Source organism: Streptosporangium sp. NPDC049376 (assembly GCF_044466505.1).
GTDB lineage: Bacteria > Actinomycetota > Actinomycetes > Streptosporangiales > Streptosporangiaceae > Streptosporangium.
In genome coordinates this window covers 387783-404120 of the sequence record NZ_JBITMT010000005.1, presented here as the reverse complement: position 1 = coordinate 404120, position 16338 = coordinate 387783, and the positions used below count along the sequence as shown (strand labels likewise).

14 protein-coding genes are annotated in these 16338 nt (G+C 66.4%); 6 read left to right on the top strand and 8 right to left on the bottom strand.

Translation table 11 applies throughout. From position 1 onward, the window contains the following. Positions 1-37: 37 nt before the first annotated feature. Positions 38-1333: an esterase-like activity of phytase family protein gene (locus ACIBVQ_RS17355; RefSeq protein WP_352010602.1), complete on the bottom strand. Its 1296-nt coding sequence runs from the start codon at positions 1331-1333 to the stop codon at positions 38-40. Between the two features lie 402 nt (positions 1334-1735). Then, the gene (locus tag ACIBVQ_RS17350; protein WP_399178470.1) at positions 1736-3235 is read right to left on the bottom strand and encodes an aldehyde dehydrogenase family protein; all 1500 of its coding nucleotides are present in this window, start codon (positions 3233-3235) and stop codon (positions 1736-1738) included. Between the two features lie 247 nt (positions 3236-3482). Between ACIBVQ_RS17350 and ACIBVQ_RS17345 the strand changes: the two genes are divergently transcribed. Beyond that, positions 3483-4472 carry a helix-turn-helix domain-containing protein gene (locus ACIBVQ_RS17345; RefSeq protein WP_352010600.1) on the top strand — a complete coding sequence of 330 codons (990 nt, stop codon included), beginning with the start codon at positions 3483-3485 and terminating at the stop codon, positions 4470-4472. Between the two features lie 435 nt (positions 4473-4907). Here the strand turns inward: ACIBVQ_RS17345 and ACIBVQ_RS17340 are convergent, their stop codons facing one another. The 3 genes from ACIBVQ_RS17340 to ACIBVQ_RS17330 all read right to left on the bottom strand — a co-directional run bounded on the left by ACIBVQ_RS17340 (position 4908) and on the right by ACIBVQ_RS17330 (position 5646). After that, positions 4908-5129 (bottom strand): BldC family transcriptional regulator, encoded by a 222-nt coding sequence (locus tag ACIBVQ_RS17340; protein WP_352010599.1) that lies wholly within the window; start codon positions 5127-5129, stop codon positions 4908-4910. A 32-nt stretch (positions 5130-5161) separates the two neighbouring features. Further along, positions 5162-5407 (bottom strand): hypothetical protein, encoded by a 246-nt coding sequence (locus ACIBVQ_RS17335; protein WP_399178468.1) that lies wholly within the window; start codon positions 5405-5407, stop codon positions 5162-5164. Between the two features lie 92 nt (positions 5408-5499). Continuing rightward, positions 5500-5646, bottom strand: a complete 147-nt coding sequence (locus ACIBVQ_RS17330) for a hypothetical protein (protein ID WP_399178466.1) — start codon at positions 5644-5646, stop codon at positions 5500-5502. A 1273-nt stretch (positions 5647-6919) separates the two neighbouring features. On the opposite strand from ACIBVQ_RS17330, the gene ACIBVQ_RS17325 reads away from it, so the two are divergent. The 4 genes from ACIBVQ_RS17325 (at position 6920) to ACIBVQ_RS17310 (ending at position 13314) form a co-directional block, all read left to right on the top strand. Further along, a complete protein-coding gene (locus ACIBVQ_RS17325; RefSeq protein ID WP_399178464.1) occupies positions 6920-7291 on the top strand; it encodes a hypothetical protein in 372 nt (123 codons plus the stop codon). A 73-nt stretch (positions 7292-7364) separates the two neighbouring features. Further along, positions 7365-7739, top strand: a complete 375-nt coding sequence (locus ACIBVQ_RS17320) for a hypothetical protein (RefSeq protein WP_399178462.1) — start codon at positions 7365-7367, stop codon at positions 7737-7739. Positions 7740-8415: 676 nt separating this feature from the next. Beyond that, the gene (locus tag ACIBVQ_RS17315; protein WP_399178460.1) at positions 8416-10020 is read left to right on the top strand and encodes a hypothetical protein; all 1605 of its coding nucleotides are present in this window, start codon (positions 8416-8418) and stop codon (positions 10018-10020) included. A 252-nt stretch (positions 10021-10272) separates the two neighbouring features. Further along, on the top strand, positions 10273-13314 hold the full coding sequence (locus tag ACIBVQ_RS17310; RefSeq protein ID WP_399178458.1) for a Tn3 family transposase: 3042 nt from the start codon (positions 10273-10275) through the stop codon (positions 13312-13314). Positions 13315-13328: 14 nt separating this feature from the next. Here ACIBVQ_RS17310 and ACIBVQ_RS17305 read toward each other — a convergent pair whose 3' ends face one another. After that, positions 13329-13670, bottom strand: coding sequence for a hypothetical protein (locus tag ACIBVQ_RS17305; RefSeq protein WP_399178456.1), 342 nt, complete (start codon positions 13668-13670; stop codon positions 13329-13331). A gap of 135 nt (positions 13671-13805) precedes the next feature. Continuing rightward, positions 13806-14198 (bottom strand): hypothetical protein, encoded by a 393-nt coding sequence (locus ACIBVQ_RS17300; protein WP_399178455.1) that lies wholly within the window; start codon positions 14196-14198, stop codon positions 13806-13808. Between the two features lie 157 nt (positions 14199-14355). Here ACIBVQ_RS17300 and ACIBVQ_RS17295 point away from each other — a divergent pair, with 157 nt between their 5' ends. Further along, a complete protein-coding gene (locus ACIBVQ_RS17295; protein WP_399178453.1) occupies positions 14356-15309 on the top strand; it encodes a tyrosine-type recombinase/integrase in 954 nt (317 codons plus the stop codon). Positions 15310-15340: 31 nt separating this feature from the next. On the opposite strand, the gene ACIBVQ_RS17290 is transcribed toward ACIBVQ_RS17295, so the two are convergent. Further along, a complete protein-coding gene (locus ACIBVQ_RS17290) occupies positions 15341-15565 on the bottom strand; it encodes a hypothetical protein (protein WP_399178451.1) in 225 nt (74 codons plus the stop codon). Positions 15566-16338 lie beyond the last annotated feature (773 nt).

Below are 16338 nucleotides of genomic sequence, written 5' to 3'. Positions count from 1 at the left end.
CGGCCCACGGGGGTCGTCGGGAGAGGGGATTGCGGGGTTACCTCAGCGGGCGGGGCAGGCTGATGGTCAGGATGCGGCTGGTGACGCCGGAGTCGACCAGACGGCCGTCCGAACCGAAGGAGCCGAGGCCGAAGTCGTTGTCGTTGGCGATCGCGATGGTCTTGGGGCCGAGGACGGTGACGCCCTCGATCTTGCCGGGCAGGCCGGGGATCGCGGCCAGGTCGACGGCCAGGGACTTGGTGGCGACGGTGACGTTCTTGGGCAGCGAGGCCTCAAGGGAGGGCTTGGTCGCCGGGTCGTCCTGCGCGCCGCCGAGGAGGTTCGTCGCCCGGCGCACGTCGACGGTGTACAGGCGGGCGACCGCGTCGGTGCGCTCCTGGAGCAGCAGACGGCCGGGGCTCAGCACGTTGAGGGCGGAGATCTTCATGTCGCCCTGCTCGGCCTTGGGGTCGAAGGTCGCGACGTTCTCCATGCTGTAGGCCCACTCGGCGGTCGGCCGCCCGGTGCGCAGGTCGACGCGCAGGATGCGGGTGACGCTCGACGCCTTGCCCGTCTTCTTGTCGGGGTTGCCCAGCGGGCTCTGCACGGCGACGTAGAGGGCGCGCTCGGAGGGCGAGATGCCCAGCGCCTCGAAGCCGCGGTTCTGCTGGCGGTTGGCGAAGATCGCGGGCAGCGTCTCGCGGACCGGATAACCCGTCCCGGTCAGGTTGAGGCCCTTGGGCACGTACCTGGCCAGGATCCGCCCGTCGGCCGCCACGTGCACCAGGGAGGGCGAGTACTCCTCGACCAGCCAGAAGCCGCCGCGCCCGTCGGCGACGATGTCCTCGGTGTCCAGGCCGTTCGGGTCGTAGGGCAGCTCGGCCGTGCCGTCCCAGGTGTAGGGAACCTCGTCGTGGCCCTCCTGGTTCGACACACCGGTGATGGGCGTGCCGTCGGACGTCTTCAGCGTGATCGTCTCGGCGATCTTCGCCTTGCCGTTCCGTACGGCGACGCGCACGATGGCGGGCGCGAACTCCGGCACCGGGAAGGTGCGCCGCTTCTCACCGTTGATCTTCGGCTCGCCGTTCGGGCCCCGGTCGGTGACCATCCAGTACTCGCCGGGACGGCCCGCCGGGTAGAGGCCGCTGCCGACACCGCCCAGCTTCACACCGCGGTCGTCCTTGACGAGACCGCTCTCGAACTCCGCCAGGGCGGGGGCGGGCAGCGTCACGTCGGAGGTGACCCGCGGAGCCTTCTCCTTGGGAGCGGCGGCGGCGGGAGCCACGGCCGCGCCGGTGAGGGCGACGGTGAACGCCGCCGCGGTGGCGAGGGCGGCGAGGAGGGGACGTGACATGGAGCTTTCCTTTACGACCTGGTCTGTGACGAGATCCGGAAGCTATCGACGCCGAGCGACCTGAACCCTAAGCCCGGGTGAACACGAAGAGAAGGCGTACGGTGACACCGGACACACCGAGCCGCCTCCCACCTGCGATCTTGCTCCTCCACGGGCGGGATTTCCGTACGGCCACGGCCTCCCGGATGGCCCCTCGCGGGGCAGGGACCTCCTCGCAGGGCAGGGCGCCCATCCGAACGCGGCCCCTCCCCTACGCGCCCCGTCCGGGCGTCGGGCGTCGGGCGTCGGAAAAAGGAGAGCCGGTGTGTCCACGCGGAGCCCACCGCGCGGACACACCGGCGTACCCGGCCCCCTACCCCTCGGTCACCGGGCCTGTCACCGGCCGGGAACCCCCGGGGTTCCTCACCGGTCCAGGTTGACGAAGACTCCCTTGACCTCGGTGTAGGCCTCCAGCGCGTACGGCCCCATCTCCCGGCCGGTCCCGCTGGCCTTGAAGCCGCCCCAGGGCGCGGCGGGGTCGGGGACGTGCAGCATGTTGACGAACACCGTGCCCGCCCGTACGGCGGCGGCCAGGGTGTGCGCGGTCGACAGGTCCTTGGTCCACACCGAGGCGGCCAGGCCGAACTCGCTGTCGTTGGCCCGCTCCGCGATCTCGTCCAGGTCGTCGTAGGCCATGACGGGGATGACCGGACCGAAGATCTCCTCCCTGGCGATCCTCATGTCGTCGGTCACCCCGGCGAAGACGGTCGGCCGGTAGAAGAAGCCCTTCTCCAGGTCCCCGTCGGCACGCTGCCCACCGGTCACCAGCTGGGCGCCCTGCTCGACACCGGAACGCACGAAGCCGTCCACGTTGCGCAGGTGTTCCTCGGTGACGAGCGGGCCCAGGTCGGTCGTGTCGGACAGGCCGGGGCCCAGCCGCAGCGCGGCGGCAGCGGCGGCGGCCTTCTCGGTGAACTCGTCGACCCGGCTGCGGTCCACGTAGAACCTGGAGTAGGCGGCGCACACCTGGCCGCTGTTGAACAGGGCGCCCTGGACGCAACCGGCGACGGCCCTGTCGAGGTCGGCGTCGTGCGCCACGATCGTGGGGGTCTTGCCGCCGAGCTCCAGGGTGACCCGCTTGAGGTTGCCCGCCGAGGAACGCATGATCTCCCGGCCGACCTCGGTCGAGCCGGTGAAGGACACCTTGTCCACCCCGGAGTGCGCCACCAGGGCGCGGCCGACGTCGGGGCCGCCGGTGAGGAGGTTGACGACGCCCTCGGGCACCCCGGCCTCGACGCACAGCTCGGCCAGGCGCAGGGCGGTCAGCGAGGTCTGCTCGGCCGGCTTGATGATCACCGTGTTGGCGCAGGCCAGCGCGGGGGCGAGCTTCCAGGTGAGGATCATCAGCGGGAAGTTCCACGGCGTGATCAGCGCGCAGACCCCGACCGGCTCCCTGCGGGTGTAGTGCAGGGTGTTCGGCAGGGAGATCGGAGAGGTCGCGCCCTCGATCTTGGTGGTCCAGCCCGCGTAGTAGCGGAAGTGCTCGGCCGCGCCCGTGACCGAGACGCCCCTGGCGACCCCGAGCGGCTGTCCCTGGTCCCTCGTCTCCAGGTACGCCAGTTCCTCGCCGTTGGCCTCGATCAGGTCCGCGATCCGCCAGAGCACCCGCGCCCGTGCCGCGGGCGACATCTGCGCCCAGTCGGGGTTGCGCAGCGCCTTCCTGGCCGCGTCGACGGCGGCGTCCACATCGGAGGCGTCGGCCTCGGCCAGTTCACCCAGCGGGGCGGCCGTCGCCGGGTCGTAGGTCGTGAAGGTCCGCCCTGAGTTGCCGGAGCCCCACTCACCACCGATGAGCAGCCTGCCGGGCTTCTCCAGGACGGGAGAGTCGGGACCGCTCTCCTGCGGTCGCAGAAACGTCGACACTGCCATGTTCTCCACGGCCTCCCCGTGCTCGCTGTCGCCCTTCGACCGCCTGTAGGGACGGTCAGGATCAGTTGTACGGCGTCGCGCACCGAGCGGCCTTGTCTGTGACGGCACAGCACTTGCCTGTCACGCTCCAGCGGTTTCCGGTTACTGTCATGTGACAGGGACACTGCGGGACCATTGCCAAATAACGGCACGCGATGCACCATTCCTGCAGTTGGACGCACCGCCCCATGCAGGAGGAAGCATGTCGTCTCTACTGCGCACAGCCGACCTGCCGGCCCGCGAACGCGCCGACTTCTGGTGCTCGGCGATCTCCGAGGCGTTCGTGCCCCTCGACATGACCCTCGCCAACGGCGAGACGTTCCGGGGCCAGATGCGCAGCAGAAGCCTCGGCGTGATGCTGGTCAGCGACGTCGCGGCCGACGCCCACAAGGCCGAACGGACCCGCCGTCTGATCGCCAGGTCGGAGACCGACTACTACAAGCTGAGCATGCCGCTGCAGGGCTACTGCCTGGTCATGCAGGACGGCCGTGAGGCCCCCCTCACCCCCGGTGACCTGGCCGTCTACGACACCAGCAGGCCGTACACCGTGGCCTTCGACAACACCTGCCGGATGCTGGTGCTGATGTTCCCCCAGCGCTTCCTGAGGCTGCGGCCGCACGAGATGCACCAGGTGACGGCCAACCGCGTCTCCGGACGCCAGGGAGTCGGGGCGCTGGTCTCCCCGCTGCTGATGAACCTCGTCACCAAGATGGACGAGATCGGGGAGAACCAGTCGCTCCAGCTGGCCGACAACATCCTCGACCTGCTCGCCACCCTGTTCTCCGAACGGCTCGGCAAACAGGGCACCCCGCCGCCCAGCTCCCCCCAGTCGCTCCTGCTGCGCATCAGGGCCTTCATCGAGGCCCACCTCGACGACGGCAACCTCACCCCGGACACGGTCGCCGCCGCGGTGCACATCTCGACCGGCTACCTGCACAAGCTCTTCAGGATGGAGGGGACCACGGTCTCCCGGTTCATCAGGGAACGCAGGCTGGAGCACTGCCGCCGCGACCTCGTCGACCCGGACCAGTGGACGCTCTCGGTCAGCACCGTCGCCGCCCACTGGGGCTTCGTCGACGCCGCCCACTTCAGCCGCCTCTTCAAGGCGACCTACGGCGTCTCCCCCCGCGAATACCGCCTCACCAGGGACGCCCAGGGCGGGATGGCGGTTTCTGCTTGGGAAACGGCGTAGTCCTGCCTCTTTGCTCCGCCTTCGGCGTCGCAGGTTGTGTCTCCTTGCTCCGCCTGGCGGCGGCGCGGGCTTGGGCGCTTTCGAGTCGGTGTCTTCCCTCGTCGCTCATCCGCTGCGCTCCTTCGCTCCTCAGTCCAGACACCGACGCGCCCAAGCCGACACTCCTCACGCACGGCACCGGTAAAGCACACGATCAAAACCCTCACGTTCGGGGCCGGTATCCAAAGCCTTCCCCCTTGGGGTTGATGCGTTCGGGCGGTTGCTCTGGAGCGTGAGCTTGGCGTCTGCCTCTCCAGGGTGGGCCGCGCAGGTTTCCTGCCAGGTCGCGCACACTCTCGGTGGGTTCCCCGCGTCGGGGACGGGAGCCGGGAGGCCCATGTGGCGCAGGAGATCTAGGTCAAGTACCGGGTGCGCGACCTCACGGCGCCGTAGGGACTATCCGCCGTTGAGGAGGGTTCTGATGTCGCTTTCTCGGTAGCGGCGTTGGCGACTGGGGGTTCTCACCGAGGGGATACGACCGGTCAGGGCCCAGCGGTTGACGGTTTTGGGGTCCACACCGAAGATCCTGGCCACCTCGCCGGGGGTGAGGAGGCGTTCGGTGGTGTCCGGTCCGGTGGTGAAGGTGCCGTCGGGCGTGACGACCTTGAGGGGGGACATGTGGTTCTCCTTGGGTCCCGTATGGGGCGGGTTCAGGCGCGGATGATGTGGGTGATCTCGTCCTGGCGGCCGAGGGCTTGGGCCAGGCGGCGGACGGTGGTGCGGGCGAGGACGTCACGTGCCCCGGCGGCGTGCTGGGCCGGGGTGACCGGCTGGTAGCGACAGGCCCACCACCGGGGCAGACCGGGCACGTTCCGGGCCTGGTATCTCCAGCCGCGATGGATGGTGCCGAGCAGTTCGATGAGCCGCTGCTCACGCTCGGGATCATGGTCGGTCATGGACGGTCCCTTCGTAGCCGGACAGCGATCACCGGCCATGCGAGAGAGTCCCGCGCCGTGATCCACAGAGCCGGCTCGACCCCGGCGCCATGTCAGAGGTTCTCCCGGTTCTCCGGAGGCGCCGTGGACGTGGGCGGTTTCAGAGGCGCTCCGGGGGGTTGAGGCTTGGTCTCGGTGCCCGGGAGCCCGGGGAGGGCTATGGAGAGCAGGTCGAGCAGAGCGCTCAGCGGGTTCTTCACGGGACTCCTGTCCGCGACGGATAGCAGGGAGGGCGCCCGGCCGGCGGGGATGCCTGGCCGGGCGCCTGAGGAGGCCGGTCACTCCGTGGTGACCGGCGCCGACGGGCTCCCCTTCCCCGATGCGCTCGGGAGCCGCCGTTGGGTGTGCGGCCCAGGCCCCTCCTCCTGGACCGCACGTTCACGGGGTACGGCGGGCAGGGGGTGGGATGAGTTCCCCGCCCGCCGTACCGGCTCGGAAGATCACGCCTCGGAAAGCGGTCGGGGACGGTCCGGCGCTCGGGACCGAGGATCGTCGCGCTCGCCCAGGGGCGATACGGCTCCGCGCCGAACGGCCGGGAGTCGGGTTCCGCCGCGTTCGGCCAAGGGCGGTACGGCGTCACGCCGGACATCCGAGGCCGGGCGTCGCCGTACCCGCTCAGGGGGCCGTGCCCGCTCAGGGGCTCGCCCCTGTCCAGAAGGGGTCCCGGTAGCAATGAAGAAATTTCCAACGAAGTACCGTCTGACCTGCGCTAACGAAGGCGCCGCAGAAGCCGGGTTTCGGCCGTGGATAGTCGTGCCCGGCGTGGGGCCGGATTGGCTCCCGCAGTGCTTCCACTGCGCTGACCTGGTCAGACGGCGTCCCAAGAACCGGACAGAACTAACGTTCTGTCTGGTCAGACCTCACGCGGAGCTGCTTTGCCCTCGTGACACCGACCCGAGCGCCGAGCCGTGATGCGGGTGGCGTAGACCCAGTGGCCTTTCGATCGGCCAGGGCGGCTATTCCCGAGGCGAGCTTCGACCGAAGTCGAGCAGACCGGGCGATCACCGCTAGCGAGCAAGATCGTTCCTTACCGCTAACCACGGCCTGATTGATCCCAAGGCCGGAACGGCGCTGAGCCCACCGAGGAGCCCAGCCGCAGTCTCCCAACGCCGTAGACAATGCCGTCGCTCACAGACTGGAGAATTGGCAAATCTGGAAATTGTGAGGCTTTCCCTGATTTGTACAGGATGGCAGGAGATTTTACGATCATTTATGGAATTTTCACCATCCGCCACGAACCCCTTGCCACATGCCAATAAATACTGCCATCTCTCGCCTGGGGATCCGATGCGCCAAAAAGAGATGCACCCCGAATAAACTTTGAGCGAGAGAATCGTCTCAAATGGCAACGATTAGCCGAAATTCCAGGACTCCCGGTTCGTTACTCGCAGGCCATGCCGGCGGCCTGGTGGGTTATATCACCATGCTCTTGCTGAGGGTAATTTCATTGCTACTTTTAGTAGTGATAGCTGCATGAGCAGCTCCTCACCGGAAGGAGACTTTGTGATAAAGATCACCGGGCTATTCGCTTCAGCGCTGCTGGCGGCCGCCGTGCTCGCCAGCCCTGGCGAGGCAAGCGCCGCGGTCAAGCTGGACCTATGGACCGGCCACAACCAGACAGGCGACAGCACCCACGTGGAGGTTCCCGGCGAGGAGAGCTGCGTGGATGTTGACGACGGCCCTTGGCCAACGCAGTCCGCTCGGAACCATTCCGGCACTTTCATCGCGGAGCTTTACCTCGGCGAGGGCTGCGCCGGTAATCCTGTCGAGACTGTGGCGACCAACAGCAAGGCGAACTTCAGGCACGTTCACCAGGTGGGATCGGTCAAGTTCGTAGAGCCCTAGTCTCTCTGTCCCCGCCGGCGTCTCCAAGAAGTCGGCGGGGAACCAATCCAGACGTCAAAGAGGAGAAATCTTCGTGAGAAGAGCGATCGGGGTAACCGCCTCAGTGCTGCTGGCAGCTGTTCTGTTCCCCAACGCAGCCGAGGCATCCGAAGCGCGCATAGAGACAACCGTGGAACTGTGGAGTCAGCCGAACCTGGTCGGCGACCGAGAGCCTGTGCCGGTCCCAGAAATACCGTACGACGAAGAAGAGCAATGTGTACAGCTGGAGACGCTCTTCTATACTCGATCGGCAAGGAATAATTCCAGAGAGTATATTGCCGAGCTGTATGCCACCAGCGAATGCACAGGAACCCCACTGGAGTTCCTGCAGCCGTCGACTTCTTTGAGTTTTCCGAGACATCACGACGTTGGATCAATAATGTTCAGGCGGGCACACCAGGAAATTTAGCCAACGTCATTAATAACCTGGGATGACAAGCTGATCGCCATTTTCTCGAAAAGCCGTAACAGCGGCTTTTAGCCACGGGAGGCCGCCTGTGAAAAAGCTGGTCGTCATCGGAAGTCAGGTACTGCTGGTAGCCGGTATGGCGGGCGGCATCACCGCTTGGCCCAGGGAGGCTGACAGCGCCCTCGGGAAAAGTTCCACCAGTACCGCCGGCACGGTGAACCTATGGACCAGAACCGGCCAGTCGGGATTTGTCACACATGTCCCCGCGCCAACTGCCGAGGGCTGTGTGCAGGTGCCCAGCGTCTCCACCGTAAAATCCGCTGAGAATACTTCCTCGGATTTCACCGCCGGGTTGTATGACAGCTTCAACTGCTCCGGTGTGGCTGTCCGAGTCGTGGCCCCCGGGGGAAAGCTGGACCTCGCCGACCCCATCGGGCCGACCTCCACCCCCGGGCCTGTCGAGGCGACCGCGGTGGCGGGGGTCATGTTTCTGGGGCCTTATCGAGCCGCAGCCAGTCCGTCCCCTACCGTCACCCCGACACGGTCGAGATGACCCAGGGACGGAGCGCCAGACGTCACACATCTCGCGCCTTCCAGACCTTCAGCCGTTCCCATGACATTTCCATCGGCCAGGGCCGTCTGCCTTTGCAGGTCCCCTCATTTCATGGAGCCCGCAATGAAGAGAGCGCTTGCACTGCTCGTTCCGATCACGCTGTCGACCACTGTGCCCTACATGGTCAACGGTGCCGTGGGCCACGCCTCCTTGACCTCTCATTACCTGAGGCTATGGAGCGGTCAAGGGGAGACCGGTGCTCTCAAGCAGGTAACCGTTCCTGAGCATGAAAAATGTGAAGACATAACTTCGTTTCAATCCCTGTCCGCCCGAAATGACTCCCCGTTGTTCAGAGCCAACCTGTACACGACTGCAGGCTGCGCCGGTGCCCCCGTGACAACCGTGAACCCGGAAACGGTCTTGAACTTCTCCTCCACTACAGTGAAATCGGTCAAGTTCGTGGAGGAGGTTCACGTGGTGAGCATGGGAGACTCCTATATTTCAGGAGAGGGGGGGCGGTGGATGGGAAACGCTTGGGGAGCGAGCAATCAGATCGGCTCCACAATTTTCAGGCCGAAAGCGGCGGATAACCGTGTCACCGATCGAACCTGGATGGGATTGAGCATCGACCAGATCTACCTGGACAACAGCTGGACCTATACCGATGGATCCACGAAGAGGCCGGGATGCCATCGGTCCGATGTGGCGGAGGTGTTCGGAGCACAGACAACGACGGTGAAAAACACTGCGGGAACCTCCATCATTCCAGCAGTGAAAAACATCGCCTGCTCGGGCGCCGCGATCAAAGATCTCCGTGACTCCAGCGCGACCTTCAAGGGAGAGATCGCACAGGTCAAGCAGCTCCGAAAACTAGTGAACACCGAGCACAAAAAAGTCAAATACGTAGTTTTGTCCATTGGAGGTAATGACCTCAACCTATCCGAGCTCCTCGAAGTATGTGCGAGAAGCCTTGCAGGCGACTCTTCGATAAGCTGTCGCAGCAAGGCTGCGGAATACGCGAGCGATCAGAAGATCGCCGCTCTGGAAATTCCATTAAAATCACTAATCAGCGAGATCAGCACCATCCTGCCCAGTAGTGCGCGGATCATCATGCAGGGGTACCCGAGCCCATTTCCGCGTGCTGGGCTAGTGGACGGGCAATACGTGGTTCCCGATCTTCGCGCAGGCAGCGAGCACATAGATCCGAGGCTTTACAAGTACGGCTGCCCCCTCAAAAACGAGGGGTTCTACGCATTTGACGACATCAATACCAGGCTGAATAGAAAACTGAACGAATGGGCCAAAGATGCAAGTGGAACGTTTTGGCCTCCAGGAAGAAAAAGAGCTTTCCTTCGGCTGGGTTCACTATTCAACGGCCATGAAGTATGCAGCAATAAAACCAATCTGAGCAAGAACGGCCTCCCGCACATAATCGCTCCCACAGGAAGAGACTTCCTCGGGGGCTGGGGGGAGCACGAGTGGGTTCGTTATGTCAACAACGCCGTTTTTCCCAGTGTCGCGGATCTTGAGAAAGAAAATCTGAAGCAGGAGTCCGTGCATCCCAACTTCTATGGCCAGCTAGCGTTGGGAAGGTGTCTGAGCGGTGCGATCGACATCCTGGAACAGTCAGCGAATTCCGATTTGCTGTACTCCGCCGTGGATTGTGAGGGTGAGGCCAGGAAAAAGCCTGGCCAGATCACCGTGACAAAAGTGACGTTGCCGAGGTAGCCCCCGCTGGGGCACCGCAGGGTCTCTGTCCCAACCGACCTGGTCTCCACCCAGTTCTGAAGGCTCTGACAAGCCCGCTCTATTGAGAACGGGCACCGGCCTTGCGAAGTTCAAAAACCAGGCGTCGACCGAGCTGGATAGACACCTATAAGTCGGACAAATCGAGGCGCAACGCCCGCGTTTGACGGGTTGATGATCACTGCCGCTACGTTCGTTCCGGTTTCGTCCGGTACGGCAGGTAGAGGTGGCGCGTTGTCCGAGAAGATGTTCTCCGAGGAGCAGCTGGAGCAGCTGCGCTCGTTCCCGGAGATCACCAGCGATGAGTTGATCCGGTATTTCACGCCGACGGCGGCGGATGTGGCGTTCGTCGATCCCGGTCGTGGACGGCGGTCGGTGGACCAGTTGGGCATGCTGGTTCAGCTCTGTACACTGCCCTGGCTCGGGTTCGTGCCCGACGATGTGTCTTTGGCCCCGCCGACGGCAGTGGCCCGGGTCGCGCAGCGGCTGGGTGTGTCGCCGGCGGCGCTGCGGTTGTACGGCAAGCGCGATCAGACCCGCTCGGATCACCTGGGCCTGATCGCCAGGTATCTGGAGTGGCAGGCCGCCCCGGCGGCCAGCCAGGCGATGAAGGAGCTGGAGCAGTTCCTGCTGGACCGGGCGATGGAGCACGACTCGCCGACGCTGCTGTTCAACCTGGCGCGCGAGTATCTGATGGCGGCCAAGGTGATCCGGCCCGGGGTGCTCGTTCTGGCCAAGATGGTCGGCACGGCCCGCAAGGCGGCCTCCGATCTGACCTCTCAGCTGGTGGGGCACCTGCTGACGGCGGAGGTCCGCGCCGATCTGGAGCGGATGCTGGTGATGGATGCGAGGCTGGGGATGACCCGGCTGGAGTGGCTGGTCAGCCCGGCCCGGGACGCCGCGGCCACGTCGGTGAAGACCGCGATCGACAAGCTGGCCTGGCTGCGCGCGATCGACGCCCACCAGATGGACGTGTCGGTGCTGCCGAACGAACGGCGCCGGTTCCTGGCACAGATCGCGCGCCGCTCGTCCAGCCAGGGTTTGGAGCGGCGCAAAGAACGCAAGTTCCCCATCCTGCTGGCGTTCGTGGCCCAGGCCGCGGTCGACCAGCTCGATGAGGTGGTGTCCCTGTTCGACCAGGCCGTCAGCGCGCGGGAGTCGCGGGCCAAGTCCAAGACCGATGAGGCGCTCGTCGAGCGGGCCAAGAGGGGCGAGGCCCGGCAGCTGCTGATGGAGGAGATCCTGCCCGTGCTGGCCGACCCGTTGGTTCCTGATGAGGAGGTGGGCGGGATGCTGCGCGAGCGGATCGGCATGCAGCGGTTGCGGGAGATCACCTCTGATGCGTGGAAGCCGCTGCCCCGGGATCACGGCCGGTTGTCGGAGCTGGAGTCCTCCTACACCTATCTGCGTCAGTTCACCCCGAACGTGCTGGCCGCGATCGATTTTCAAGGCGGGCCGGGCACGGGTGAGTTGATGGAGGCGGTGGCCGTGTTGAAGGAGATGAACCGGGTCGGCAGCCGGAAGGTGCCTGCGGGGGCGCCGGTCGGTTTCGTGCCTGTCAGGTACGCCGACTACCTGGCCAAGGCCCGCAAATCAGAGCAGGACACCGCCTACCGTCACTACTGGGAACTGTGCGTGATCTTGTGCCTGCGTGACGGGTTGCGTTCGGGGGATGTGTTCGTACCGGGCTCGCGCCGCTACGCCGATCCGGTGACCTACCTGTACACGCCCGAGCAGTGGGCGCCGCGGCGCGGGGAGTACTGCCGCCTGGTGGGCAAGCCGCCGAACGCGGCGCAGGCGCTGGAGCAGGGCAAGGAGGAGTTGCACGCCGCGCTGCAGGAGCTGGAGCAGACCCTGGCCGGTACCGCGGTCGGCGACACCGGCATGGTCCGGCTGGATGAGGAGGCGCACCTGGTGGTGCCGCCGCTGTCGGCCGAGGACGTCTCCGCCGAGGCCAGGGCGCTGAAGGATGAGCTGGCCGGGATGCTGCCGTTCGCGCCGATCGCCTCGCTGCTGATCGAGCTGGACGCGCGCACGCATTTCCTGGACTGCTTCACCCACGCCGGTGGGCGCAAGCTGAGCACCTCGACCGAGACCAAGCGCAACATCCTGGCGGTGCTCATCGCGATGTCCACGAACCTGGGCCTGGCCCGGATGTCGGAGGCGTGCGGGGTGTCCTACGACGTGCTGGCCTGGACGATGGAGTGGTACGTGCGGGAGGAGACGCTGCGCGAGGCCAACACGGTCATCGTCAACCATCACTACGGCCTGGAGCTGGCGAAGGTGTTCGGCGGCGGCACCATGAGCTCCTCCGACGGCCAGCGCTTCCCCGTACGGGGCAAGACCGTGACCGGCCGCACCATGGTCATCCACGGCGGTCAGGTGCTGTCGACCTACACCCACGTCTCGGATCAGTGGTCGACGTACGGCACGAAGATCATCGTGCCGACGGCGCGGGAGGCGCACTTCGTCCTGGACGACTTCCTGGGCAACGCCACCGATCTTCCGATCACCGAGCACGCGACCGACACACACGGCGCCACGTTGATCAACTTCGCGTTGTTTGATCTGGTCGGCAAGGCGCTCACTCCGCGGATGCGGGACCTGACCCGGGTGACCCTGATCCGGGATGACACTCCGACCGAGATCGCCAAGCGCTACCCGCACGCCGGGCCGCTGCTGGGCGCCCGCTGGAATGAGGACCTGGTGGCCGGCTGCTGGCCGGACCTGCTGCGGATGGCCGGGTCGCTGAAATACGGCCAGGCCACCGCTTCCCTCATCGTCGGCAAGTGGTCGGCCGCCTCCCGGCAGAACACCCTGGCCGCTGCGCTGAAGGAGTGGGGCATGCTCCGAAGGACCGTCCACCTCGCGAAATACCTGTCGGACCCGGCCTTCAGGCGGAAGATCTCACGGCAGTTGAACAAGGGCGAGAGTCTGCACGCGCTGCGCCGGGACCTGCACTACGCCCAGCAGGGCACCATCACCCGGCCGCACCTGGAGCAGCAGACCGAGCAGGTGTGGTGCCTGACCCTGCTGACCAACTCGGTCGTCGCCCGGACGACAGAATATTATTCCAGAGCGGTGCTGGAGCTGCGCTCCCAGGGCCGGGACGTGCCGGACGAGATCCTGTCGCACATCTCGCCCGGCCACAGCGACAACATCAACTTCTTCGGCGTCATCAACGTCGACGTGGAAGCGGAGCTGGCCAAGCTCGACACCAGCGGATGGCGCCCGTTGCGACCCGCCCAGCTGCGCGAGCTGGGCCTGACGCCCTAGGCCGCCACCCGACGCTACCGGCGTGAACGGCCGAGGGCGTCGGAGTGGCCCAGCATCGCCGAGCGCAGCCGGTCCATCTCATCGGCGTGATCGGTGAGCGCCTCGGAGTGCGTGTTCAACACCCTGGAATGCTCCGCCAGCGCCGCGCTCTGCGCCCCCGCCTGACCGCGGCCATGGCGCAGCTCGTGGTAGATCGCCTGGAGAAGGAGCACCTGAGCGCGTTCGGCGGGCCGCATCGCGCTCAGCTCCATGTCGCTGCCAGCGAAGGCCTGCAGCGCAAGCCGATACAGCCGTTCGGCGGTGGCCCGGTCGCTGTGGGGCTCGTCAGCAAGACCAGCGGTCTGTGAAGTGTCCACGGGCCCGACGGTAACCCGCCACCACCACTCGTGTCGCGCCCGGTCGTCGAATTGTTCTTGCGGGCCATGGTCCGCGCCAGAGCCGTCCGCGCGGCCGGGCCCTGCGGCGCACAGGCCCGGCCGCAGGAGTCGCGCTCAGCAGATTTCCTGGCTCGCATGGGAGCTGACCAGCAGCATCGCCGCAGACTGATCGCAGGCGGGGCGGAAGGTGAAGCCGAAGCCGGCCGCCATCAGAACCTCGGTGATGGCCCCGAGCATGATCGTCTCGACACGGCGGCGAAACAGCAGCAACTGGTGCCCGCGGTGGCCAGGCTGGTCGACGCCGTCGTCATAGGACGGCACGAACAGTTCATCAGCCGCCTCGTAGCGAACCTCCACCTTGTCCCCGTGCCCGATCAACCGGTAGCCGGAGCGATCCCGGCCGCTTTCCGGCTCATTCTCTTCGTCGAGGCCGTCCAGGCCGACCGAGTCCAGCACGCACCACACGTTCGTGGCGAGGTCCTTGCCCGCCGGAGTGGAGAATCCCATGCCGGTCACGGTAACCGCCCAGCGATGGTGTGACACAGAACTTGGATTATCTGTCACACTGGCGGCCATCGGAGCGTGTCCGCCCAGCTCGGCCTTCGCCGTGGCGAGGGCGACTCGGCCACATTATGTGTCACATCAATCCGCTCGGAGGACCTCCGTGCCCGTCGTGCTCTTCCCCGGCCAGCCCGGCCCCGTCCCCGGCACGACGACCGCGCTCGCCGCCGAGCGCTTTGTCGACTCCATCACCACGGCCACCACCCGCGCCGGCTACGCCGAGACCCTCACCCGCCTGACCGCCGTGACCGGCCCCGACCACCCGGTCGCCGCCTTGACCCCCGAGCACTACGCCGCAGTGATGGACCGCTGGAAAAGCGCGGCTGCCGCCACCTGGAACCGCCACCTGTCGGCCCTGTGTTCCTTCACCACCTGGGCCCAGCGCCAGGACCTGCTGGCCACCAACCCGGCCCGCCGGCTACAACGCCGCAAACCCGCCCGCCACGGCGACCGTGCCATCCCCCTCACCCGGCTGGAGACACTCTTCACCGACCCCGCCCACGCTCTACGCGAACGCCTGCTGTGGCGGCTGCTGTACGACACGGCCGCCCGCGCCGAGGAAATCCTCACCCTCAACGTCGAAGACCTCGACCTGGAGTTCCGCCGCGCCCGCGTCGTCTCCAAGGGTGGCGCGATCGAGTACGTGCACTGGGCCACCGGCAGCGCACGCCTGCTGCCCCGCCTGCTTCGCGGCCGCGCCACGGGCCCGGTGTTCCTGGCCGACCGCCGCGCCCCTGCCTCCGGGCGGCGCGCTCCCGCGGCCGCCGACATCGACCCCGCCACCGGGCGCGGACGGCTGTCCTACCCCCGCGCCGAATACCTGTTCAAAACGGCCTCGGCCGCCCTCGACCCGCACCGTCACGGCTGGACGCTGCACCAGCTGCGCCACAGCGCCCTGCAGCATCTGGCCCAGGCCGGACGCACCGCACCCGAACTGCAGGCCAAGAGCCGCCACCAGCACCTGGCCAGCCTCGGCCACTATGTCCGCCTGGGCGAGGAGACCTCCGCCCGCATCACCGCCGAAGCCGACCCCGTCCAGCGCCGCCGACCCCGCTGAACTCCATCCTCCGCCGGAGGGTCTCACCCGGTTACGCGACCGGCCACACCCGTAGCGCCTGATCGTCGCCGGGATCGAACTCGACCCGATAACCGGCCGCGCACAGCGCCTGCTCATATCGCGCCAGTTCCCGCGCGGAGACCTCGGCATCATCGGTGCAGGTAACGGCGAAGGGCGCCCCGCCGTCCCCGCCCTCGACGACGAATCCACCATGCCGGTCTACGAACTCACGTCTGCCCGCGTTGCGCAGCACCATACGGATGACCTCCGCTCGAGACCTCAGTCATAGAGCTCGGCATCCCCGCAGTTCAGAGGCAACTTCGTTGGAAATTTCTTCATTGCTACTGGGACCCCCAGAAGGCCCTGCCTGCCCGGGAGGCCGTACCTGCTCAGGAGATCCTGCCTGTTCAGGGGGTCGTGTCTGCTCGGGGATGGGTGGGAGGGTCCGCCGGATGAGGGTGGTCTCCACCTGGTGGATCTGTTGCCGAAGCCCTTCTGCGTCGGGGTCGGAGACGATGAGTGGTTCGGGGGTCGGCCAGGCCGCGATGGCGTAGAAGCGGCGCCGGCCCAGGCTGTAGAACACGCTCCATCCCTGGATGGAACGGTCCATATTTTCCGCCTCGGAACGGGCGGGGCCGTCCCACAGCCGCCGGTACACCTGCGTGAGCGGTTGCCCGTCCCGGTGCCGCCCGCTGTGCCGGGGTCGTCCGATCACGACGCGGCTCCCCGGGCGATCTCCTCCTGGTGTTCGACGACGGCCCGGATCTCGTCGAAGGTGTCGGCGTCCACATCCGGTTCGGCCCCGGCCCTTCGTGCCGCATTGGAGAAAGGTTTCCGGCGAAAAGCCCAGAAACGGCTCTGATCACTGAGAATCAACCGCCAGCCCGGGATGGTCGGTGAAGGCGCAGCGGCCTTACCATCGTTCACGATCGCACCTCCGTTGCGATCAGGAACCCCACACGGCCTGCCAGTCTGTGGGGTTCCGCTTTCAGACGACTTCATGAGATCGCAGCGAAAGCATGTGCGCCT

Coding starts and splice junctions, on each gene's coding strand:
- ACIBVQ_RS17290 (WP_399178451.1), bottom strand. CDS start 15,565: ATGGTGCTGCGCAACGCGGGCAGACGTGAGTTCGTAGACCGGCATGGT.
- ACIBVQ_RS17345 (WP_352010600.1), top strand. CDS start 3,483: ATGTCGTCTCTACTGCGCACAGCCGACCTGCCGGCCCGCGAACGCGCC.
- ACIBVQ_RS17335 (WP_399178468.1), bottom strand. CDS start 5,407: ATGACCGACCATGATCCCGAGCGTGAGCAGCGGCTCATCGAACTGCTC.
- ACIBVQ_RS17325 (WP_399178464.1), top strand. CDS start 6,920: ATGAGCAGCTCCTCACCGGAAGGAGACTTTGTGATAAAGATCACCGGG.
- ACIBVQ_RS17315 (WP_399178460.1), top strand. CDS start 8,416: ATGAAGAGAGCGCTTGCACTGCTCGTTCCGATCACGCTGTCGACCACT.
- ACIBVQ_RS17340 (WP_352010599.1), bottom strand. CDS start 5,129: ATGTCCCCCCTCAAGGTCGTCACGCCCGACGGCACCTTCACCACCGGA.
- ACIBVQ_RS17300 (WP_399178455.1), bottom strand. CDS start 14,198: ATGGGATTCTCCACTCCGGCGGGCAAGGACCTCGCCACGAACGTGTGG.
- ACIBVQ_RS17355 (WP_352010602.1), bottom strand. CDS start 1,333: ATGTCACGTCCCCTCCTCGCCGCCCTCGCCACCGCGGCGGCGTTCACC.